19 protein-coding genes are annotated in these 21,018 nt (G+C 75.0%); all 19 read left to right on the top strand.

Features of this window, described 5'->3' with window-relative positions; all coding sequences use genetic code 11:
- Positions 1 to 30: 30 nt before the first annotated feature.
- The 19 genes from AB0G56_RS30120 to AB0G56_RS30030 all read left to right on the top strand — a co-directional run bounded on the left by AB0G56_RS30120 (position 31) and on the right by AB0G56_RS30030 (position 20,957).
- Entirely contained in the window at positions 31 to 936 is a 906-nt protein-coding gene (locus AB0G56_RS30120) for a proline iminopeptidase-family hydrolase (protein ID WP_360975254.1), read from the top strand.
- Positions 937 to 1,134: 198 nt separating this feature from the next.
- Entirely contained in the window at positions 1,135 to 1,731 is a 597-nt protein-coding gene (locus AB0G56_RS30115; protein WP_360975251.1) for a TetR family transcriptional regulator, read from the top strand.
- A gap of 187 nt (positions 1,732 to 1,918) precedes the next feature.
- Positions 1,919 to 2,038, top strand: coding sequence for a mycofactocin precursor MftA (mftA, locus tag AB0G56_RS30110; protein ID WP_360975248.1), 120 nt, complete (start codon positions 1,919 to 1,921; stop codon positions 2,036 to 2,038).
- A gap of 14 nt (positions 2,039 to 2,052) precedes the next feature.
- Positions 2,053 to 2,373: a mycofactocin biosynthesis chaperone MftB gene (gene mftB, locus AB0G56_RS30105; RefSeq protein ID WP_360975245.1), complete on the top strand. Its 321-nt coding sequence runs from the start codon at positions 2,053 to 2,055 to the stop codon at positions 2,371 to 2,373.
- Positions 2,370 to 3,683 carry a mycofactocin radical SAM maturase gene (gene mftC, locus AB0G56_RS30100; RefSeq protein WP_360975242.1) on the top strand — a complete coding sequence of 438 codons (1,314 nt, stop codon included), beginning with the start codon at positions 2,370 to 2,372 and terminating at the stop codon, positions 3,681 to 3,683. Before mftB ends, mftC begins: the two co-directional genes overlap by 4 nt.
- Before the next feature lie 2 nt (positions 3,684 to 3,685).
- Positions 3,686 to 5,680 carry a mycofactocin system FadH/OYE family oxidoreductase 1 gene (locus AB0G56_RS30095; RefSeq protein ID WP_360975310.1) on the top strand — a complete coding sequence of 665 codons (1,995 nt, stop codon included), beginning with the start codon at positions 3,686 to 3,688 and terminating at the stop codon, positions 5,678 to 5,680.
- On the top strand, positions 5,677 to 7,644 hold the full coding sequence (locus AB0G56_RS30090) for a mycofactocin system FadH/OYE family oxidoreductase 2 (RefSeq protein ID WP_360975239.1): 1,968 nt from the start codon (positions 5,677 to 5,679) through the stop codon (positions 7,642 to 7,644). Before AB0G56_RS30095 ends, AB0G56_RS30090 begins: the two co-directional genes overlap by 4 nt.
- Positions 7,641 to 8,657 carry a mycofactocin-associated electron transfer flavoprotein alpha subunit gene (locus AB0G56_RS30085; protein WP_360975236.1) on the top strand — a complete coding sequence of 339 codons (1,017 nt, stop codon included), beginning with the start codon at positions 7,641 to 7,643 and terminating at the stop codon, positions 8,655 to 8,657. Before AB0G56_RS30090 ends, AB0G56_RS30085 begins: the two co-directional genes overlap by 4 nt.
- The gene (locus AB0G56_RS30080) at positions 8,647 to 9,981 is read left to right on the top strand and encodes an FAD-dependent oxidoreductase (protein WP_360975233.1); all 1,335 of its coding nucleotides are present in this window, start codon (positions 8,647 to 8,649) and stop codon (positions 9,979 to 9,981) included. Before AB0G56_RS30085 ends, AB0G56_RS30080 begins: the two co-directional genes overlap by 11 nt.
- Positions 9,978 to 10,313 carry a 4Fe-4S dicluster domain-containing protein gene (locus AB0G56_RS30075; protein WP_360975230.1) on the top strand — a complete coding sequence of 112 codons (336 nt, stop codon included), beginning with the start codon at positions 9,978 to 9,980 and terminating at the stop codon, positions 10,311 to 10,313. Before AB0G56_RS30080 ends, AB0G56_RS30075 begins: the two co-directional genes overlap by 4 nt.
- On the top strand, positions 10,310 to 11,203 hold the full coding sequence (locus tag AB0G56_RS30070) for a mycofactocin-associated electron transfer flavoprotein beta subunit (RefSeq protein ID WP_360975227.1): 894 nt from the start codon (positions 10,310 to 10,312) through the stop codon (positions 11,201 to 11,203). The genes AB0G56_RS30075 and AB0G56_RS30070 overlap by 4 nt, the downstream gene beginning before the upstream one ends.
- 25 nt (positions 11,204 to 11,228) lie before the next feature.
- Positions 11,229 to 12,095: a mycofactocin-coupled SDR family oxidoreductase gene (locus AB0G56_RS30065; RefSeq protein WP_360975224.1), complete on the top strand. Its 867-nt coding sequence runs from the start codon at positions 11,229 to 11,231 to the stop codon at positions 12,093 to 12,095.
- Positions 12,092 to 13,534, top strand: coding sequence for a mycofactocin biosynthesis glycosyltransferase MftF (mftF, locus tag AB0G56_RS30060; RefSeq protein WP_360975221.1), 1,443 nt, complete (start codon positions 12,092 to 12,094; stop codon positions 13,532 to 13,534). The genes AB0G56_RS30065 and mftF overlap by 4 nt, the downstream gene beginning before the upstream one ends.
- The gene (mftE, locus tag AB0G56_RS30055) at positions 13,531 to 14,310 is read left to right on the top strand and encodes a mycofactocin biosynthesis peptidyl-dipeptidase MftE (RefSeq protein ID WP_360975218.1); all 780 of its coding nucleotides are present in this window, start codon (positions 13,531 to 13,533) and stop codon (positions 14,308 to 14,310) included. Before mftF ends, mftE begins: the two co-directional genes overlap by 4 nt.
- Positions 14,311 to 14,753: 443 nt before the next feature.
- Positions 14,754 to 15,998, top strand: a complete 1,245-nt coding sequence (locus AB0G56_RS30050) for an FAD-dependent monooxygenase (RefSeq protein ID WP_360975215.1) — start codon at positions 14,754 to 14,756, stop codon at positions 15,996 to 15,998.
- 333 nt (positions 15,999 to 16,331) lie between these two features.
- Positions 16,332 to 17,864, top strand: coding sequence for an AMP-binding protein (locus AB0G56_RS30045; RefSeq protein ID WP_360975212.1), 1,533 nt, complete (start codon positions 16,332 to 16,334; stop codon positions 17,862 to 17,864).
- On the top strand, positions 17,861 to 19,108 hold the full coding sequence (locus AB0G56_RS30040) for a type III PLP-dependent enzyme (protein ID WP_360975209.1): 1,248 nt from the start codon (positions 17,861 to 17,863) through the stop codon (positions 19,106 to 19,108). The genes AB0G56_RS30045 and AB0G56_RS30040 overlap by 4 nt, the downstream gene beginning before the upstream one ends.
- Entirely contained in the window at positions 19,105 to 19,605 is a 501-nt protein-coding gene (locus AB0G56_RS30035; RefSeq protein WP_360975206.1) for a cobalamin-dependent protein, read from the top strand. Before AB0G56_RS30040 ends, AB0G56_RS30035 begins: the two co-directional genes overlap by 4 nt.
- Positions 19,602 to 20,957, top strand: coding sequence for a methylaspartate mutase (locus AB0G56_RS30030; protein WP_360975203.1), 1,356 nt, complete (start codon positions 19,602 to 19,604; stop codon positions 20,955 to 20,957). Before AB0G56_RS30035 ends, AB0G56_RS30030 begins: the two co-directional genes overlap by 4 nt.
- The last annotated feature ends 61 nt before the right edge of the window (positions 20,958 to 21,018 follow it).

The following is a 21,018-nucleotide window of genomic DNA, read 5'->3' as shown; positions in this document are numbered from 1 at the left end:
CCAGTCCCCGTACCCGACGAGGTGTCCGACATGTCCGTACCCAACTCCGTCAAGGGGACCGTGCCCTTCGGCGAGTACAAGACCTGGTACCGCGTCAGCGGCGACCCGAGCGGCTCACCGCGGCCGACGCTGGTGGCCGTGCACGGCGGGCCCGGCAGCACCCACGACTACCTGCGCGCCCTGGAGGTGTTCGCCGCGGTGGGCTGGCCGGTGGTCCTCTACGACCAGCTCGGCAACGGCGGTTCCACGCACCTGCCGGACAAGGGCGCGGACTTCTGGACGCCCGAGCTGTTCCTGGACGAGCTGGACAACCTGCTCACCCGGCTCGGCGTCGCCGGCAACTACGTGCTGTTCGGGCAGTCCTGGGGCGGTCTGGTCGTCGCCAGGCACGCCGCCGCGCGGCCCCGGGGGCTGCGCGGTCTCGTCGTCGCCAACGCCCCGGCGTCGTACCCGCTGTGGCTGCGCGAGATGGAGGTGCTGCGCGCCCAGCTGCCGCCCGGTGTCAACGACGTCCTGCTGCGGCACGAGGCGGCCGGGACGACGGACAGCGAGGAGTACCACGAGGCGATGCGGGTCTTCTACGACCGGCACGTGTGCCGGCTCAAGCCGTGGCCGCGCGACTACCAGGCGTCGTTCTACGAGATCACCAACGACCCCACCGTCTACCACGCGATGAACGGGCCGAGCGAGTTCCATGTGATCGGCACGCTCAAGGACTGGGGGGTGGAGGACTGCCTGCCCGACATCGCGGTGCCCACCCTGGTCCTGTCCGGCCGCCACGACGAGGCCACGCCCACAACGGTGCGGCCGTACGCGGAGCTGATCCCGGACGCGCGGTGGGAGGTCTTCGAGGAGTCGAGCCACCTGCCGCACCTGGAGGAGCCGGAGCGGTTCATCGCCACGATGATCGAGTACCTGAAGGGGCTGCCCGGCTGACGGACGCCGTTCGAGGACGCGCCCCCTCGCACCGCCAGGGACGCGCCCCCTCGCACCGCCAGGGACGCGCCCCCTCGCACCGCCGGGGATGCGCTCCCTCGCACCGCCGAGGGGCACCCGACGAAGCAACAGACACCAGACGACTGTATAAGACGCTTGACTTAGACGGACGTATGGAAAATGTGGTAAGGTCGTGGAATGGGACATCGCGACGCTCTACTCGAAGGTGCGAAGCAGTGCCTGACCGAAAAAGGCTATGCGCGCACGACCGCCCGTGACATCGTCGCCGCCTCCGGCGCGAACCTGGCCTCCATCGGCTACCACTACGGCTCGAAGGAAGCGCTTCTCAACGAGGCGCTGATCCAGGCCAACGCCGAGTGGGGCGAGGCGCTGGAGAAATCCATGGTCTACGACGCCGAGGCGGTCGCCCCGCCGCACGAGCAGTTCGAGGCGATCTGGACCAAGGTGATCGAGCTGTTCTCCGGTCACCGCCGGCTGTGGGCCGCCAACTTCGAGGCGTTCACCCAGATCGAGCACTCGCCGGAAATCCGCGAGGCCCTCGCCAAGGGCCTCCAGGAGGCCCGGTTCGGCATGGGGGAAAGCCTGCTGGCCCGGCTGGCGGAAGGGCATGACGAGCGGGCCGTGCGCGCGGTCGGCTCCTTCTTCCAGGCACTCCTGACCGGAGTCATGGCCCAATGGCTGATCGACCCGGAATCCGCACCCACCGGCCAGGACCTTTCGTACGCATTGCTCGCGATCACCGCCGGGCTGCGGGAGAAGGAGATGTCCGAGTGAGCGGGCCGATATACGCGACATACGGCTGAGGGGGCTCGGTTCCTTTCCCTTTCGTTCCCTCCGCCTTCCCACGCGATGGACTCACAGGACCACCCCTGATTTGTTAGGGGTGGTCCTTTTCCACATCCTCCTGCACGCTTTTTCCAGGACGGTCACCCCACCCCATCACAGCGAAGGAGGGCCGACTGTGGACGGCGAGGAGACGAACCGGACCGCCGAGGCGCCCGAGTTCCCGGCGGAGGCCGAGTACGCGGAGGAACTGCTCGTCGAGGAGGTCTCGATCGACGGCATGTGCGGCGTCTACTGACCGGAGGCCAGGTCGTGTTCACCCCCGAGCGCCCCTACCGGTGCTCCCCCAGCGTGGCACTGCGCCCGGAGCCCTTCGGGGCGCTCGCCTACCACTTCGGCACCCGCCGGCTGTGCTTCCTGAAGACCCCCGAACTCGTCACGGTCGTCACCTCGCTCGCCGCGCACTGCGACGTGCACGCCGCGCTCGACGCGGCCGGGCTGCCCACCGGGCGGCGCGCCGCGACCCTGCACGCCCTCGCGGCGCTGGCCGCCGGCGGCGTGATCGAACCGCGCGGCAGCGCGCCGGCCGGCCCGGCGGGCCGGTCCGGCGACCGTCTGGAGGAGACAGCGTGAAGCTCGTCGACCACTTCGAACGCGGCCTCGACGCCCCCGTCTGCCTCACCTGGGAGCTGACCTACGCCTGCAACCTGGCGTGCGTGCACTGCCTGTCCTCCTCCGGCCGGCGCGACCCGCGGGAGCTGACCACGGCCGAGTGCAAGGCCGTGATCGACGAACTGGAGCGCATGCAGGTCTTCTACGTCAACATCGGCGGCGGCGAACCCACCGTGCGCCCCGACTTCTGGGAACTCGTCGAGTACGCCACCGCCCACCGCGTCGGCGTGAAGTTCTCCACCAACGGGGTGCGCATCACCCCCGAGCGAGCCCGGTGGCTGGCCGCGAGCGACTACGTCGACGTACAGATATCCCTCGACGGGGCGGACGCCGAGGTCAACGACGCGGTGCGCGGCCCGGGTTCGTACGAGACCGCGATGACGGCGATCCGCAACCTGGCGGACGCCGGGTTCCGCGGCTTCAAGCTCAGCGTGGTCGTGACCCGGCACAACGCCGACCAGCTCGACGGCTTCAAGGCCATCGCGGACGCGTACGGCGCCCAGTTGCGGCTGACCCGGCTGCGGCCCTCCGGGCGCGGGGCCGACGTGTGGGACGAGCTGCACCCCACCGCCGGGCAGCAGCGCACCCTGTACGAGTGGCTGCTCACGCACGGCGAGGACGTGCTGACCGGTGACTCCTTCTTCCACCTCAACGCCCTCGGCCCGGCCGCGCTGCCGGGCCTGAACCTGTGCGGGGCGGGCCGGGTGGTGTGCCTGATCGACCCGGTCGGCGACGTGTACGCCTGCCCGTTCGCGATCCACGACACCTTCCTGGCGGGCAACGTGCGCGCCCCGGGCGGGTTCACCACCGTGTGGCGCGAGTCCGAGCTGTTCACCGAGCTGCGCTCGCCGCGGACCGGCGGCGCCTGCACGGCCTGCTCGGCGTACGACGCCTGCCGGGGCGGCTGCATGGCGGCGAAGTTCTTCACCGGGCTGCCGCTGGACGGCCCGGACCCCGAGTGCGTGAAGGGCAACGGGGAACGGGCGCTGGCGGCGGTCGGGGCGGGCGCGGCGCCGCGGCCCGCGGGCGACCACTCGCACCGCACCCGGCCCGTCCGCGGCCCCGTCCCCGTCACCATCGGCCGCCGCCCGGCCCGACCCGCCGCGCCCCCGGACCGCGCCTGCGCGACCAGCCCACTTGCCGGGTACGACACCGGCCGCCCGGACACCGGCGCCACCGGTCCGTCGGCCCGGTACGGCACCGGCCGCCCGGCCGGCGAGGTGGCAAGCCCGCTGGCCGGGTACGACACCGGCCGTCCGGGGGCGGCGTGAGCATGCGTCTGACCGAGCCTGTCGCCCTGGGCCCGCGCACCGCCCCCAGCAGGGTCGTGTTCGGGCCGCACGAGACCAACCTCGCCCGCGGGCGGGCGCTGTCGGACCGGCACGTCGCCTACTACGCGCGGCGCGCGGCCGGCGGCGCCGGTCTGATCGTCACCGAGACGGCGAGCGTGCACCCCTCCGACTGGCCCTACGAGCGGGCCCCGCTGGCCGCGGAGTGCGGTCCGGGCTGGGCGGCGACCGCGGCGGCGTGCGCGCCGTACGGGGCGCTGGTGGTGGCCTCCCTTGGCCACGCCGGCTCGCAGGGCTCGTCCGCGTACCACCAGTCGGCGCTGTGGGCGCCGTCCCGGGTCGCCGACGTGGTGAGCCGGGAGCTGCCGATGGAGCTGGAGGAGGACGGGCTCGACGCGCTGCGCGCGGGGTTCGGCGCCGCGGCGCGGCTGGCCGCCGACAGCGGCCTGGACGGGGTGGAGGTCGAGGCCGGGCAGTTCAGTCTGCTCCGCCAGTTCCTGTCCGGGCTGACCAACCAGCGCCAGGACGCCTACGGCACCGACCGCCCGCTGCTGCTGCGCCAGGTGCTGACCGCCGTGCGCGCCGAGGTGGGCGACGGGCGGCTGCTGGGACTGCGGCTGTCCGGCGACGAACTCGCCCCCTGGGCGGGCATCACCCCGCGGCACGCCGAGGACTTCGCCCGCGAACTCGCGCCGCTCGTCGACTACTTGGTGGTGGTGCGCGGTTCGGCCATGGCCACGTCCGCCACCCGGCCCGACTTCCACACCCGGCCCGCCTTCAACACCGAGCTGTGCGCGGCCGTGCGCACGGCGGTGGCCGGGCGGGTCCCCGTGGTGCTCCAGGGGTCGGTGACCCGGCCCGCTCTCGCCGAGGAGGCGCTGACCGGCGGCGTCGCCGACCTGGTGGAGATGACCCGCGCGCAGATCGCCGACCCCGAGCTGGTGGCGCTGGTGCGCTCAGGGCTTCCCGAGCGGGTGCGGCCGTGTGTGCTGTGCAACCAGAAGTGCCGCGTACGGGACAACCGCAACCCGGTCGTCTCGTGCGCCGTCGACCCCCGCAGCGGTCACGAGACCGAGGACCCGCCCGACATCCCCCGCGGGCGCCCGCCGGCCGGGGCCGCTGCGGAGCGGAGAACGGGCGCGCCCGCCAGGCCCGGCGACGTGCCTGCCGGGACGTCCGGCGAGCGGCGGCCGGACGCCGTGCTCGTGGTGGGCGGCGGACCCGCCGGCCTGGAGGCGGCCCGGGTGCTCGCCGCGCACGGGCGGCCCGTGGAGCTGGTCGAGCGCGCGGAGCGGCTCGGCGGCATGCTGCGGGTGGCGGGGGAACGCTGGACGCCGCTGCTGGCCTGGCTGGAGGCGGAGGTGCGGCGGCTCGGTGTCGTCGTACGGACCTCGACGGCCGCCGGTGAGGAAGAGCTGGCCGGACGCCGGGTGGTGCTGGCCACCGGGTCGCGCCCCGGGCCGCGCCGCTACGACGTCGACGGCGGTACGGTCCTGGAGGCGGCCGACGTCCTCGCGGGCCGGGCCGAGGTGCCCGACGGGCCGGTGCTGGTGGACGACCCCGTCGGGGACGCCACCGGGGTCGCCCTCGCCGAGCGGCTGGCCGCGGCGGGCGCCGCCGTCTCGTTCGTGACCCAGGACCCGGTGGCCGGCACGCAGCTGGCGCTCACCGGGGACCTCGCCGACGCCCACGTACGGCTGACGCGCGCCGGGGTGACCCTGCTGCGGCGCACCGTCCTGCGGTCGGTGTCCGCCGGCGCCGCCCTGGTGGAGGACGTCCTGACCGGCGAGCAGCGCAAGGTGGGGTGCGCGGCGGTGGTGCACTGCGGGCACCGGCTGCCCGACACGGCACTGACCGGGCCGGAGGGCACCGTCCGCGCGGGCGACCGCGTCGCGCCGCGCACCGTGCACGAGGCCCTGCTGGAGGGCCGGCGGGCGGCGCTCGCGCTGTGCGGGGCGGACGGGGGTGCGGCCCGATGAGCGCTCTGCGGCACCTGTTCTCCCCGCTGCGGCTCGGTCCGCTGACGCTCGCCAACCGGATCGTGTTCTCGGCCCACCTGACCAACTACGCCGAGGACGGCCTGCCCAGCGAGCAGCACGCGGCGTACTACGCGGCGCGGGCGGCCGGCGGGACGGGGCTGATCATCACCGAGGAGCACTCGACCCACGTCACCGACTGGCCGTACGAGAAGCTGATCCACGGGTTCAGCCCCCGGGTGGTGCCCGGGTACCGGCGTATCACCGAGGCGGTGCACGCGCACGGCACGCCGATCCTCGCCCAGCTCAACCACAACGGCGGCCAGGCGTCCTCGATGTACTCCCGGCTGCCGGTGTGGGCGCCGTCGCCGGTGCCCGACCCGCTCTTCCGCGAGGTGCCCAAGGAGGTCACGGCCGCCGAGATCGCCGAGATCGTCGCCGGGTACGCCACCGTGGCCGGGCACTGCGCCGAGGGCGGTTTCGACGGGGTCGAACTCCAGTGCTCGCACTCCTCGATCGTGCGCGGCTTCCTCTCCCCCGCCACCAACCTGCGCACCGACGCCTACGGCGGCCCGCTGGAGCACCGGGCGCGGATCCTGCTGGAGATCGTCGACGCGGTGCGCGAGGCGATCGGGCCCGGCCGGGTGCTGGGGGTGCGGCTGTGCGGCGACGAGCTGATGGACGGCGGCACCACCGTCGAGGAGGCGGTCGCGACGGCCCGCCTGGTGGAGGCCACCGGCAAGGTCGACTACATCAACACCTCGATCGGCGTCGCCACTTCGACGCTGTACATGATCGAGGCGTCGATGTCGGTGCCGCCCGGCTACGCCCTGTTCGTCTCCAACGCGATCCGCAAGGCGGTACGGCTGCCGGTGATCGGGGTGGGCCGGATCAAGGACCCGGTGCAGGCCGAACGGGCGCTCGCCGAGGGGCACTGCGACCTGGTGGGCGTGGTGCGCGGGCAGATCGCCGACCCGGACTTCGCCGCCAAGGCCCGCGCCGGGCACACCCCGCGCATCCGGACCTGTCTGTCGTGCAACCAGGAGTGCGTGGGCCGGATGGGCCTGAACCGCTGGCTGGGCTGCGTCGAGAACCCGCGGGCGGGGCGGGAGGCGGTGGCGCTGCCCGCGCCGGGGCCCCGGCCGCGCCGCGTCCTGGTGGTGGGCGGCGGCCCCGCCGGGCTCCAGGCCGCGGCGACCGCGGCGCGCCGCGGGCACGCGGTCACCCTGTACGAACGCGCGCCCGCGACCGGGGGCCAGGTGGCGACGGCCGCGACCGCGCCGGGCCGGGCCGAGTTCCTCGACGTGGTGCGCAACCTGCTCGCCGAGTGCGTACGCCACGGCGTGGACATCCGCACCGGGGTGGAGGCCACCGCCGAGGCGCTGCGCGCCGAGGCACCCGACGCGGTCGTGCTCGCCACCGGGGCCCGGCCGCAGCCGCCGTACTGGGCGGGCGGCCTGGAGCGGGTCGTGGACGTGCGGGACGTCCTGGAGGGCCGGGCCGCGCCCGCCGCCGGGCAGCGGGTCCTGATCGTCGACGAACTGGGCTTCCACCAGGCCACGTCCGTGGCCGAGTTGCTGGCGGACCGGGGCTGCCGGGTGCGGATCAGCACCCCCGGCATGGTGGTCGGCCAGGACCTGGGCGTCACCCTCGACCTGGAGACGTACAGCGTGCGCGCGCACACCAAAGGCATCGAACACGCCACCGACCAGGTGGTGACAGGAGCCCGGCCGGGCACGGAGGGGGACGCGGCGGTGGAGCTGGACATCCTCACCCACACCACGGGAGAGGTGGCGCGGGAGCGCTACGACTGGGTGGTGTGCGCCCTGCACCAGGCACCGGAGGACAGCCTCTGGCACGCCCTGAAGGACGCCCCCTTCCCGGTGCACCGCGCCGGCGACTGCCTCACCCCGCGCCGCGCCCACGCGGCGGTCGTCGAGGGGCACCGGGCGGGGGTGGCGCTGTGAGCGGGCAGGAGACGGCCGGTGCGCCCCGCGGCCGGGTCGCCGTCCTGGTCGTACGGGAGGGTGAGCTGCCGCCGGGCGCGGACGAGGCCGTCGCCGAGGCGGACGGGAACGCCGTCGTCGCCGGGACCGGAGCGCGGGCGGGGGCCGGGCGCCTCGTCGCCGCGCGGCGGGTCCGGGTGGCCGAGAGCACCACGGCTCCGGCCGCACTGGCCCGCGCGCTCGCGCCGTTGCTGACGCCGGCGCACGCGGTGGTGCTGCCCGCCTCCCCCGACGGCCGCGATCTGGCGCCGCGGCTGGCGGCGGAACTGGGCAGGCCGCTGCTCGCCGGCGCCCTGGAGGTCCTGGCGCACGGCGCCGACGTCCTGCGCCTGGGCGGCAGCGCGCTGGTCGAACTCACCGTGGACGGACCGTTCGTGGCCACCCTGGAGCCCGGGGTGCGCGGCGCGGTACCGGTCGCCGGGCCGCCCGAGGTGACCGAGGTGACCCTGCCACCGGGAGCACCCCCCGTCCCGGACGCGGTGCACACCGGCGCCCTCGACACCTCGGCCGACACCGCCGACCTGGCCGCCTCCCGGCGACTGCTCGGTGCGGGCGGCGGGCTCGGCGGCCCGGAGGCGGTCGCACTGCTCGGCGAACTCGGCGCGGCCCTGGACATGGCGGTGGGCGGCACCCGGGTGGTCACGGACGCGGGCTGGCTGGAGTACGCCCGGCAGATCGGCACCACCGGAGTCACCGTCGACCCCGACCTGTACCTCGCCTTCGGTGTCTCCGGCGCCCCGCACCACACCGGTGGGCTCGGCTCGCCCCGCCATGTGGTGAGCGTCAACACGGACCCGTACTGCCCGATGACCGCCATGGCCGACCTGGGCGTCGTGGCCGACGCGCCGGCCGTGCTCGCCGCGCTGCTGCGCCGCCTGCGGGAGGAGGACGGCCAGGACGGAGACGGCGGGGACGGAGACGGCGGGGAGAGCGAACTCCCCGCGGAGGCCGCGGAGGTGCGCGATGCCGCTTGAGAAGCCTGAGAAGGAAACGGACTTCGACGTGGTCGTCGTCGGCGCCGGTCCCGCCGGGTCGGCCGCCGCGCTGGAGGCGGCCCGCGCCGGGATGAAGGTGGCGCTCCTGGAACGCGGACCCTATCCGGGTGCCAAGAACGTGTACGGCGGTGTCGTCTACGGCAGGGTCCTGGACGAACTGGTGCCCGACTGGTGGGAGCACATGCCCGTGCAGCGCTGGGTGACCCGGCGTTCCACGATGGTGCTCACCGGGCACCAGGCCCTCACCGTCGACTTCCGCACCGAGGACTGGGGCCGCCCCCCGTACAACGGCGCCACCGCCTTCCGCGCCGAACTGGACGGCTGGCTCGCCTCCCTCGCCGAGGAGGCGGGCGCCGTCCTGGTACCCGCCACCACCGCGACCGGCCTGCTCCGCGGCCCCGGCGGCCGGGTGAGCGGGGTGCGCACCGACCGGCCCGACGGCGACCTGACCGCGCGCGTCGTCATCGCCTGCGACGGCGTCAACTCCTTCCTCGCCAAGGAGGCGGGCCTGTTCGCGAAGGTGCCGGGCCGGCAGGCCGAACACACCTCGCTGGGGGTGAAGGAGACGCTGGCGCTGCCGCGCGAGGCCATCGAGGAACGGTTCGGGGTGAGCGGGCGGCACGGCCAGGACATCGAGATCCTCGGCTGCACCGGCTCCGTCCCCGGCGGCGGGTTCCTCTACACCAACCTGGACTCGGTCAGCGTGGGCGTCGTGCTGTCGCTGACCGGGCTCGCCGCCTCGGGCACCCGCCCGGAGGAGGTGCTGGCCCGGCTGAAGCGGCACCCGGCCGTCGCCCCGCTGCTGCGCGGCGCCGAACTCAAGGAGTACTCCGCCCACCTGATCCCCGAGGGCGGCTACGACACCATGCCCGACCTGGCCGGGGACGGCATCCTCGTCGCCGGGGACGCCGCCGCGATGTGCCTGGCGGCCGGGGTCTGGCTGGAAGGCGTCAACTACGCGCTGGGCGCGGGCATGCACGCCGGGCGGGCCGCGGCGGCGGCCGTCACCGCGGGCGACACCTCCCGCGCCGGTCTCGCCGGATACCGCAGGCGGCTTCAGGAGTCCTTCGTGCTGGCCGACCACCGCAGGCTGCGCCGGGTGCCGGGGCTGGTCTTCTCCGAGCGGGTGCAGCGGACGTACCCGGCGCTGCTGTGCGACGTGGCGCAGGGGTTCTTCACGGTCGACAACCCGCGTCCCAAGCCGGGCCTGCGCCGGCTGCTGACCGGCGCTGCGCGCCGGCGCGGCCTGCGGCTGCGCCACCTGCTGTCCGACGCGGTCACGGGAATGAGGTCCTTCGGATGAACCGGATGCATCGGATGACGGCGGACGAGGCGGACGGGACGGCGGGGACAGCGGACGTCTCCTTCGAGGACCGCATGGCCACGGTGGACTTCCGCGTCGCCGAGCGGGCGCACATCACGGTCGACACCGACGTGTGCCGCTCCTGCGAGGTCCGCACCTGCGTGCACGCCTGCCCCGCCGCCCTGTTCGTGCCCACCGGCGACGGCGGGATCCTCTTCAACTACGAGCAGTGCTTCGAGTGCGGCACCTGCTACCAGGTCTGCGACGCGCCCGGAGCGATCACCTGGACCTACCCCGAGGGCGGCCACGGCGTCGCCTTCCGGCAGGGGTGAGCGCCGTGCTGGTGGTGGCCGCGCTGCGCAGCGCCGATCCGCGCGCCCTGGCGCACCCGTTGACCGGTACGGTCCCCAGCGCGCCGTACGCGGCCGGTGCGGGCCCGGCGGACCGGTGCGCCCTGGAACACGCGCTGCGCCTGGCCGACCGGCTCGGGGGACGCTGCCTGGCGGTGACCGTGGGGGCCGCCGGCGCGCAGGACATGCTGCGCGAGGCGCTGGCCTCCGGCGCCGACGAGGCGCTGCGCATCGAGGGTCCCGACGGCGACGAGGCGGCCACGGCGCAGACTCTGCTGGCGGGGCTGGCCGCGGCGGGCTTCCCGGCGCCCGACCTCGTGGTCTGCGGGGACCGTTCCGTGGACCGCGGCACCGGCGCCACACCCGCCCACCTGGCAACCCGGCTCGGCGCGGCGCAGGCGCTGGGACTGCTGGAACTGGAACCGTCCACGCGAGCACCGGAAGGCGCGCGGCACGGCGCCGGCGTACTGCTGCGGGCCGTGCGGCGGCTCGACGGGGGGCGCGCGGAGCGCCTGGACGTCCCGCTGCCCGCGGTGTGCTCGGTGGAGCCGGGGACGGCGCGCCCGCGCCGCGCGCCGCTCGGCGCGGCCCTCGCCGCGCGCCGGGCCGTGGTTCCCGTGGTGCGGGTCACCGGCACGGACGGCGGCGCCCCGGGCGAGGTGCGGGCGGGCCGGGTCCGCCCCTACCGGCCGCGGGCCAAGGCGCTGCCCGCCCCCGAAGGCGGCACCCGGCAGCGGCTGCTGGCCCTCACCGGCGCCCTGACCCCGCCCCGGACGCCGCCCCGGGTGGTGACGCCCGGCTCCCCGGAGGAGGCCGCCGACCTGCTGCTCGCGCATCTGCGGGAGCAGGGCGTGGTGCCGAAGCCCGTCTGAGGACACCTGGAAGGACACCCGCAGCATGGGAACGGACACCGCCCCCTCGCCCACGGGCACCCCCGCCCCCTCGCCCACCGGCACCCCCGCCTCCGCGCCCGCCGCCGGTCGCCGTACCGCCGTCGTCACCGGGGCCGCGCGCGGTATCGGCGCGGCCGTGGTGGAGCGGCTGGCCGCGGACGGCTGGCTGGTCGTGGCGGTGGACGTCTGCCGTGACCTGCCCGGCGTCGGCTACCCGCTGGGCACCGACAAGGAACTCGACGCGCTCGCGGAACGCCGGCCCCAGGCGGTGCTGCCGGTGGTGGCCGACGTACGCGACCAGGCGGCCCTGGAGGACGCGGTCGAGCTGGCGTGCCGGCACAGCGGCGGACGCCTGGACGCCGCCGTGGCCGCGGCGGCGGTGATGGCGGGCGGCCGGCCGCTGTGGGAGACCACCGACGACGAGTGGGACGCCCTGTTCGAGACGGGGGTGCGCGGGGTGGCCAACCTGGCGCGTGCCGCCGTACCCCGGCTGCTGGAGCGGCCCGAGCCGCGTTCGGGGCGGTTCGTCGCGCTCGCCTCGGCGGCGGCCCACCACGGGCTGTGGCACCTGGCCGGGTACAACGCGGCCAAGCACGCGGTGGTGGGCCTGATCCGGGGCCTGGCCACCGACCTGCGCGGCACCGGGGTCACCGCGAACGCCGTCTCCCCCGGCTCCACCCGGACCCCGATGCTGCGGGCCAGCGCCGACCTGTACGGGCTCGCGGACACCGACGAGTTCGCCCGGCACCACCTGCTCGAACGCCTGCTGGAGCCGGAGGAGGTCGCCGCCGCCGTGTGCTGGCTGTGCGGCCCGGAGGCGTCCGCCCTGACCGGTACGGTCGTCCACGCCGACGGAGGTTTCACACCGTGAGTTCCCCACCCTCCCCCGCCACCCCTTCCGCGTCCGCCGAGGCGGCCGCCGTCCTGGGCCCGGCGCGGCTGCGCCTGGAGCCCGATCCGTCCCTCGGCAGGCACTGCGGCGGCCGGACCCTGCTCGGCGGCTCCCCCTACCGGGTGCTGCGGCTGAGCGAGGCCGGGGCCCGGCTGGTGGAGGGGTGGCTCGCCGGGGAGGCGGTCGCCGACCGGCCGGGGCCGCGGCGGCTGGCCGGCCGGCTGATCGCGGCCGGGCTGGTGCATCCCCGGTACTCGGCGGGCCCGTTCACCGCGGCGGACGTGACGGCGGTGGTGCCGGTCCGCGACCACCCCGGGGTGACGGGGGCGCTCAAGGTGCTGCGGTCGCCCGGTGGACCGGCCGGGGTGGTCGTCGTGGACGACGGTTCGCGGGTGCCGCTGCCCGGCGCGGCGGTACGCCACCCGGTCTCCCGTGGCCCGGCCGCCGCCCGCAACAGCGGCTGGCGCAACGCCGGTACGGAGCTGGTGGCGTTCCTGGACGCCGACGTGGTGCCCGAACCGGGCTGGCTGGACGCGCTGTTGCCGCACTTCGCCGACCCCCGGGTGGCGGCGGTCGCGCCGCGCGTGCGCAGCAGGCCGGGCGGCTCGGTGCTGGAACGCTACGAGCAGGAGCGTTCCCCGCTCGACCTGGGCCCGCTGCCCGCCGTGGTCCGCCCCGGCAGCCGGGTCGCCTACGTGCCCACGGCCGCGCTCGTCGTCCGCGTCTCGGCGCTGCGCGCGCTGGGCGGGTTCGACGAGTCGATGCGTTACGGCGAGGACGTCGACCTGGTGTGGCGGCTGGCCGGCCGGGGGCTCCTCGTGCGCTACGAGCCGGGCTCCGAGGTCCGGCACGCCCCCCGGGCCCGCTGGTCGGCGTGGGCGCGGCAGCGTTTCGACTACGGCACCTCGGCGGCGCCGCTGTCGCTGCGGCACGGGGCCGCGGCGGCGCCGCTGCGGGTGTCGCCGTGGACGCTGGCCTGCTGGGCGGCCGTCGCCGCCGGCCGGCCCGCCGCCGCGGCGGGGACCGCGCTGATCACCGCCTCGCTGCTGCCGCGCAAGCTGCACGGCGTCGGGGTGCCCGCGCAGGAGTCCGTGGCGCTGGCGCTGCGCGGCCACTGGGGGGCCGGCCGGATGTTCGCCGACGCGGTCACCCGTTCGTGGTGGCCGGTGGCGGTGCCCGCGCTGGCGGCGTCCCGGCACGGGCGGCTGCTGCTGGCCGCGGCCTGGGGCCGGCACGTGGCCGACTGGCGGGCCGGGCGGCCCCCGGTGCCGCTGCCCCACTGGGTGGCCGCCCGCGTCGCCGACGACCTCGCCTACGGCGCCGGTGTGTGGTGGGGCGCGCTGCGCCACCGCACCCTGGCGCCGCTGCTGCCGGACCCGGCGTCGTGGCCCGGACGGGACGGGGTGCGGCGGGCGTGAGCGGACCGCGACGGCTGTCCGACACCGCCTGGCCCGAGGTGGCGGCGGTGGCCGCGAACTGTGTGCTGGCCGTCCCGGTCGGCTCGACCGAACAGCACGGCCCGCACCTGCCGTTCACCGTGGACACGGACATCGCGCTGGCGCTCGCGGAGCGGCTGGCGGCGGCCCGGGAGTGGGTGGTGCTGGCGCCGCCGGTGCACTACGGCTCCAGCGGTGAGCACGCGGGTTTTCCCGGCACGCTCTCGATCGGGCAGGCGGCGACCGAGCTGCTGCTGACCGAACTGGGGCGCTCCGCCGACGCGTTCGCGGGGGTGGCGTTCGTGTCGGGGCACGGCGGCAACGCCGTACCGGTGCGGCGTGCGGTGGCGCGGCTGCGCGGCGAGGGGCGCCGGGCGTTCTTCTGGGAGCCGGCCGGGGACCCGGCCGACAGCCACGCGGGGCGGGACGAGACCTCGGCGATGCTGGCGCTGCGGCCGGGCGCGGTGCGCCGGGAGCGGGCCGAGCCGGGCGACACCCGCCCGCTGCTGGCCGTGCTGCCGGCCCTGCGGCGCGGCGGCCTGCGGGCGGTCACCGCCAACGGGGTCCTCGGCGACCCCACGGGCGCGCGCGCCGACCACGGCCGCCGCCGCCTCGACACCTGGACCGCCGACCTCCTGACGGCGAGCACCCGCTGGCACCCGTGCTGCTCCCCACCCCGCCCGCCACGCGCCACACCCGCCGCGGCCCCGGCGGGAACGGCGGCGACCGCGGGAACCCGGGGCCGGCGCCCCGCCTGACGGCGGACGGCCCGCGCCACGCTGCGCCCCACCGGACCATCCACCACCGGACCACGGTCCTCCGGACCACGCACACCGCGCACCACCGGACCACGGCCCTCCGGACCACGCACACCGCGCACCACCGGACCACGGCCCTCCGGCCCCGGCCAGGAGCACCCACCGCCACCCGCGCCGCCCCGCCGCCACCGGCACGAGCCGCAGCCACCGCGGTCACCGCAGCCACCGCGGCCCTGGCAGACCGACGGCCGCCGACGGCCGCCGACGTGAGGCGCCCCCAGACCCTGCCCCGACCACCGCCTCCCCGCGTGCCCCGCAACCACCCCGGCTCCCCGCCCCTGAGGGTTCGTTTCCGGTCGCCTCGGCCGTGCCCCGCGGTTCGGGGGCGGCTCCTGGGACACAATCGGCGTGAGTGTTCCGGGCCTTTCCACGGGGGAGACATCGTGCGCCAAGAAGCCAGTCCCGACGCCCTGCGCGGCCGGCGCGTCCTGATCTCCGGGGCGAGCGTCGCCGGACCGGCCCTGGCCCACTGGCTGGCCGCGCACGGCTGCGCCGTGACCGTCGTGGAGCGGGCCCCCGCGCTGCGCCGGGGCGGTTTCGCCGTGGACTTCCGGGGCGCCGCCCACCGCACCGTCCTGCGCCGGATGGGCCTGTGGGACGAGGTCCGCGCCCGGCAGACGCACATGGGCACCCAGCACTTCATCGGCCCCGACGGTCGGGAACAGGCCAGCCTGCCGCCGGAGTTCATGAGCGGCGAGGTGGAGATCTTCCGCGGCGACCTGTCGGAGATCTTCCACGAGCACACACGGGACCGCGTCGAATACGTCTTCGGTGACTCCCTCGCCACGCTGGAGCAGACCCCGGACGCGGTGCACGTGACGTTCGAGCGGGGCGCGCCGCGCACCTTCGACCTGGTGGTGGGCGCCGACGGGCTGCACTCGACCGTGCGGCGCCTGGTCTTCGGCGACGAGGCACGTCACCTGCGCTTCCTGGACCACTACGTGGCCGTCTACGACGCCCCCAACCACCTGGGCCTGGACCGCACCGCCCGCTGGTTCAACGCCCCGGGCCGGGCCGTGGGGCTCGCGCACTACGGCGGCGACCCCGACACGTGCCTGGTGACGATGGTGTTCGCCGAGCGGGACGCCGGGTACGCCCGCCAGGGCGCCGACCGGCACCGGGAGATCCTGCGCGAGCGGTACGCCGGGCTCGGCTGGGAGGTGCCGCGGGCGCTGAAGGCGCTGGAGGAGACCGAGGAGCTGTACTTCGACGCGATGGCGCAGGTCCGGCTCGACCGGTTCTCCGAGGGCCGGGTCGTGCTGCTGGGCGACGCCGGGTACGGGGCGACCATGGGCGGTCTGGGCACCGGGCTCGCGCTGGTGTGCGCGTACGTGCTCGCCGGGGAGCTGGCCACCCGGCCCGACCACCGCAGCGCCTTCGCCGCCTACGAGGAGCGGATCCGTGCCTACGCGCTGGGCTGCCAGAAGAACGCCGACAGCGCGGGCCCGATGCTCGCCCCCGCCACCGACCGGCGGATCCGCCTGCGGAACCTGACGTACCGCGTGCTGCAACTGGGCCCCCTGTCCGCGCTCTTCTCCCGGCTGTCCGTGCGGGCCGCCGAGAACATCGAGCTGGAGGACTATCCGCTGCCGGCGGGCGACGTCCGTTCAAGCGGAATTCGAGACTGAATCCAGGAACAATACGAATCGGCCCCGCGACCACCCCGCGACCGCCCCGCGACTTCCCTGCAACTGCCCCCGCAGCCGACCCGGAGGCCGTGCCGACAAACGGAAACGGGCTGGAAAACCCCGCGAATTGTCTGTCCCCCGCCGTCATCCCCAGGAGGCCTCCCCCGGAAATCTCTCCGGCCAACGCCGGGTCGGATAGGGGGAGTTAGGGGTTTGACCGCCGTCGCACCCCCCATACCGTGGCCAACGAGGTTATCGGCGAAAGCGGATTTCGGCGAACCGAGCCACAACTCAAAGCGGGGTGCGACGTTGGTCAGCCACTCGTATTCGTCAGTGGAAGAATCCGAAGCGCATGACGGGCGGGCCGCCCGGAGCAGGCTCGTCCACGGCCTCCTCGACGAGGCCGCCGGTGAGGCGCCCGACGCCCCCGCGGTCCGGGACGCCACCGGCTGCTGGAGCTACCGGGAACTGGCCCGCTACAGCGAGGCGTTCGCCGCCTGGCTGCGCGGGCGCGGGGTGCGCCGCGGCGACCGCGTGGTCCTCCAGTTGCCCACCACCCGCCACCTGGCGGCCATGTTCCACGGCGCGTCCCGGGCCGGTGCGGTCTTCGTCCCGCTGAACCCGGCGATGAAGACCTTCCACCTGCGCCAGGTCGTCGCCAACGCCGGACCGGTGCTGGTCGTCGGCGACGCGGCCAGCGGGCCCGGGCTCGCGGAGACCGCGGGGTCCGTCCAGCTCTTCGAGGACCTGTGGCCCGAGGTGGAGGAGCTACGGGCCCGGGGCGCGGGAGCGGAGGACGGCGAGGAGGTCCGTCCCGGCGACGTGGCCACCCTGATCTACACCTCCGGGTCCACGGCCGCGCCCAAGGCGGTCATCTGCCCGCACGCCCAGGTCACCTTCGCCACCCGGGCGCTGACCGAGTGCCTCGGCTACCGCGCGGACGACGTGGTCTTCTGCCGGTTCCCGATGTCGTGGGACTACGGCCTGTACAAGATCCTGATGACGTGCGTCGCGCGCTGCGAGGCCGTCCTCGCCGACCGCGACTCCGACCTGCTGCTGCTGCGCCGGATGCGGGAGACGGGCGCCACCGTCGTCCCGCTGGTGCCCTCGCTGGCGTCGATGATCGTCACCCTGGCCGAGCGCGAGGACGGGCCGCAGGCCCCGGTGCGGCTGTTCACCAACACCGGGGCCGCCCTGCCGCAGACGACCATCGACGCGCTGCGCCGGCACTTCCCCGGCGTGCGGGTGGTGCGCCAGTACGGCCAGACGGAGGCCAAGCGCATCACCGTCATGCCGCCCGACGAGGACACCGAACGCCCGGGAGCGGTCGGGCTGCCGCTGCCCGGCACCCGGGTGCTGATCCTGGACGCGGACGGCCGGCCGGTGCCCACCGGCGAGACCGGCGAGATCGTCGCCGTCGGACCGCACGTGATGCCGGGCTACTGGATGAACCCCGAGGTCAGCGCGAAGGCGTTCCGCACCGACCCGGAGACCGGGGAGCGGCGGCTGCACACCGGCGACTACGGGCGCCTGGACGACGACGGCTACCTGTACTTCGAGGGCCGGCGCGACGACATGTTCAAGCGCAAGGGCTTCCGGATGAGCACCCTGGAGATCGAGGGCGCCGCCATGGACGTCCCCGGGGTGCGGGCGGCGGCCGTGCTGCCGCCGAGCGACACGCACGACCTGGCGCTGTTCGTGGAGAGCGACCTGCCGCCGCGCACCGTCCTGAAGGAGCTGACCCGGCGCCTGGAGCCCGCCAAGGTTCCGGCGATCTGCCGGGTCCTCAGTGACTTCCCGCTCACCCAGCACGGCAAGAACGCACGCAAGGAGCTGGCCATGATGCTCGACGGGAGCGGCAAATGACCCAGTCCACCAACCCCACCGAGCTGGCCCGCCGGTTCGGCACCCCCTTGTACGTCTACGACCTGGACCGCGCTCGGGCGGCCCGGCGCGACCTGTTCTCCTGGCTGCCCGAGGGCTTCGAGGTGTTCTACGCCTTCAAGGCCAACCCGCACGTGGACCTGGTGCGCGCCCTGCACAGTGGCGACGGGCCGGTGTGCCGGGCCGAGATCAGTTCGACCGGTGAGCTGGAGGCGGCGCTGGAGGCCGGGTACCACGGCTCCGAGATCCTCTACACCGGGCCGGGCAAGACCCCCGGCGAGCTGTCCGAGGCGGTCGGCCGGGGTGTCGGGACCTTCTCCGCGGAGTCGCTGGGCGACCTGCGGCACATCGGGGAGGCGGCGCTCGCGCACCGTACGGTGGTGGACTGCCTGCTGCGCATCAACAGCGCCACGGCCAGTGCCACGACCAGCATCCGGATGACGGGGGCGCCCACCCAGTTCGGCATCGACAGCGAGACGGTCGCCGAACTGGCGCCCGAGCTGCGGTCGGTGGCCGGGACCCGGCTGGCCGGGCTGCACCTGTTCTCGCAGTCCAACGCCAAGGACGAGGCGGCGCTGATCGGCGAGCTGACGCACACGCTGGCGGTGGCCGCCGCCATCCAGGACGACCTGGGTGTCCCGCTGCGGCTGCTGGACATCGGCGGCGGCTTCTCCGTGCCGTACGCCCAGCGGGGCGGCCGGGACGGCTACCCGAAGCTGCGCACCGAACTGGAGGCGGCCCTCGACGTGCACTTCCCGTCCTGGCGCGAGGGCACCCCGCGCCTGGCGGTGGAGTCCGGCCGCTACCTGGCCGGGGACTGCGGCACGCTGGTGACCCGGGTCAGCAACGTGAAGGTCAGCCGCGGCAAGAAGTTCGTGATCGCCGACGCGGGCATCAACACCTTCGGCGGCATGTCGGGGCTGGGCCGGCTGATGCCGGTGACCGTGCACGTGCCCACGGACGCCGGGACCGAGAAGGCGAGCCTGGTCGGCCCGCTGTGCACGCCGGGCGACGTGCTGGGCCGGCAGATCGAGCTGCCCGCCGACGTCCGCCCCGGCGACCTGCTGGCCATCCCCAACACGGGCGCGTACGGGCCGACGTCCAGTCTGCTGATGTTCCTGGGGCGGCCGGCGCCGGTCGAGGTCGCGGTGTCCGGCGGTGAGGTCGTCTCCGCCACCCGGATCGAGCACGTCCGCACGCCGGTGGAGAAGGGAGGCCGCAGGTGAGCCGACCGCTGCTGCCCGAGGAGAGCGGGCCGAAGGACGCCGACCGGGCGAAGGGCACCGTCATCGTCACCTCGGTCGCCTCCGACTCGCACACCTGGAACCTGGTGTTCCTGCAACTGCTCATCGAGGAGTGCGGGTACACGGTGGTCAACCTCGGCCCGTGCGTGCCCGACAACCTGCTGGTGAGCGAGTGCCACGCGCTGGAGCCGGACATGGTCGTCGTCAGCAGCGTCAACGGACACGGCTACCAGGACGGCCTGCGGGTGATAGGCCAGCTCAGGGCGCTGACCCCGCTGGCCGCCACGCCCGTCGTCATCGGCGGCAAGCTGGGCACCGATGACGCCGAGGCGGCCGTACGGGCCAAGGAGCTGACCGCCGCCGGGTTCGACGCCGTGTTCGAGGACGGCCAGGACCCGGTCGGCGCGTTCCGCGGCTTCCTGACCACGCTGGTGCCGCACGAGCGCAGCCTCGACGACGCGGGCCGGGTGGCCCTGTGACCGCCCGACACCCCTTCCGTCAGCGCAGGGCCGCCACCGAACCGGCGCCCGTGGACTTCGGGGCGTTCGTGCGCGCGGCGGGCGCCGGCGGCAGGCTGGTCGTGCAGCCGCGCATGGGGTTCGGCGATCCCTTCCTGATGCGGGAGGGGCTGCTCGCCACCAAGGAGGCGGACGCGATCACGGTGGGCACGCTCACCCTGGACAGCTACACCCGCGTCGGGGAGCTGGGCGCCGTCGAGGAGGCGCTGCGCGAGGGCATCAAGCTCAACGGATACCCGGTCGTCAACCATCCGCCGGCCACCACCGAGTCGGTGCTGTCCGGCGTCCGCGACGCCTCCTTCCCGGTGCAGGTCAGACACGGTTCGGCGACGCCCATCGACATCTTCTGGGCGCTGCTGCGGCTCAGGCTCAACGCCACGGAGGGCGGCCCGGTCTCCTACTGCCTGCCCTACGGCCGTACCCCGCTGGCCGACGGCGTGAAGAACTGGGAGGCCTGCTGCGAGCTGTACACGCGGCTGCGGGACACGGGCATCGAGCCGCACCTGGAGACGTTCGGCGGCTGCATGATGGGGCAGTTGTGCCCGCCGTCGCAGCTGGTGGCCATCAGTTTCCTGGAGGCGATGTTCTTCGCCCAGCACGGCATCCGCTCGCTCTCGCTGAGCTACGCGCAGCAGACCGACATGGGCCAGGACCGGGAGGCGGTCGGCGCGCTGCGCAGGCTCTGCCACGAGCTGCTGCCGACGGACAACTGGCACGTCGTCATCTACGCGTACATGGGTGTGTACCCGGAGACGTACCGGGGGGCGCACCACCTGCTGGGGCGGGCCGCCGAGCTGGCGGTGACCACCGGCGCGCACCGGCTGATCGTGAAGACGGTCGCCGAGGCGCGCCGCATTCCGACGATCGCGGAGAACGTGCTGGCCCTGGAGTACGCGGAGGCCGTGGCCCGGCGCGCGGCCCCGGACCGCGCCGGGGTGCCGGACGTGCTCGGTGACTCCCCGACGTACGCGGAGGCCCGCGCGCTGGTCGACGCGGTGCTGGGCCTGGACGACGACCTGGGGCGGGCGCTGCTGGCCGCGTTCCGGCTCGGCTACCTGGACGTGCCCTACTGCGTCCACCCGGACAACGCGGGCCGGGCGCGCAGTTACATCGGCGCCGACGGGCGGGTGCGCTGGGCCGACCTCGGCCGGCTCCCGCTGCGCGGCATCGCGGAACAGGGCGGGGCGCGGAGGATCACCTCGTCCGATCTCCTCAAGGACCTCTTCCACGTCCGGCGGATGTACGACGAACCGGCGCTGGAAATCACCGGCGGCGCCGGGTCCGAACTCCTCCCGGTGCAGCCGCACCGGTAGGGGCGGGATAGGGGTGGGTCCGCACGGCGGCCCGACCTAGAGTCAAGAATCCGGGACCTTT

This window comes from Streptomyces sp. NPDC021356 (genome assembly GCF_040641015.1).
In the GTDB taxonomy this organism is placed as follows: domain Bacteria; phylum Actinomycetota; class Actinomycetes; order Streptomycetales; family Streptomycetaceae; genus Streptomyces.
The sequence above is the reverse complement of the archived record's forward strand: the minus strand, read 5'-3'. Positions and strand labels throughout refer to the sequence as shown.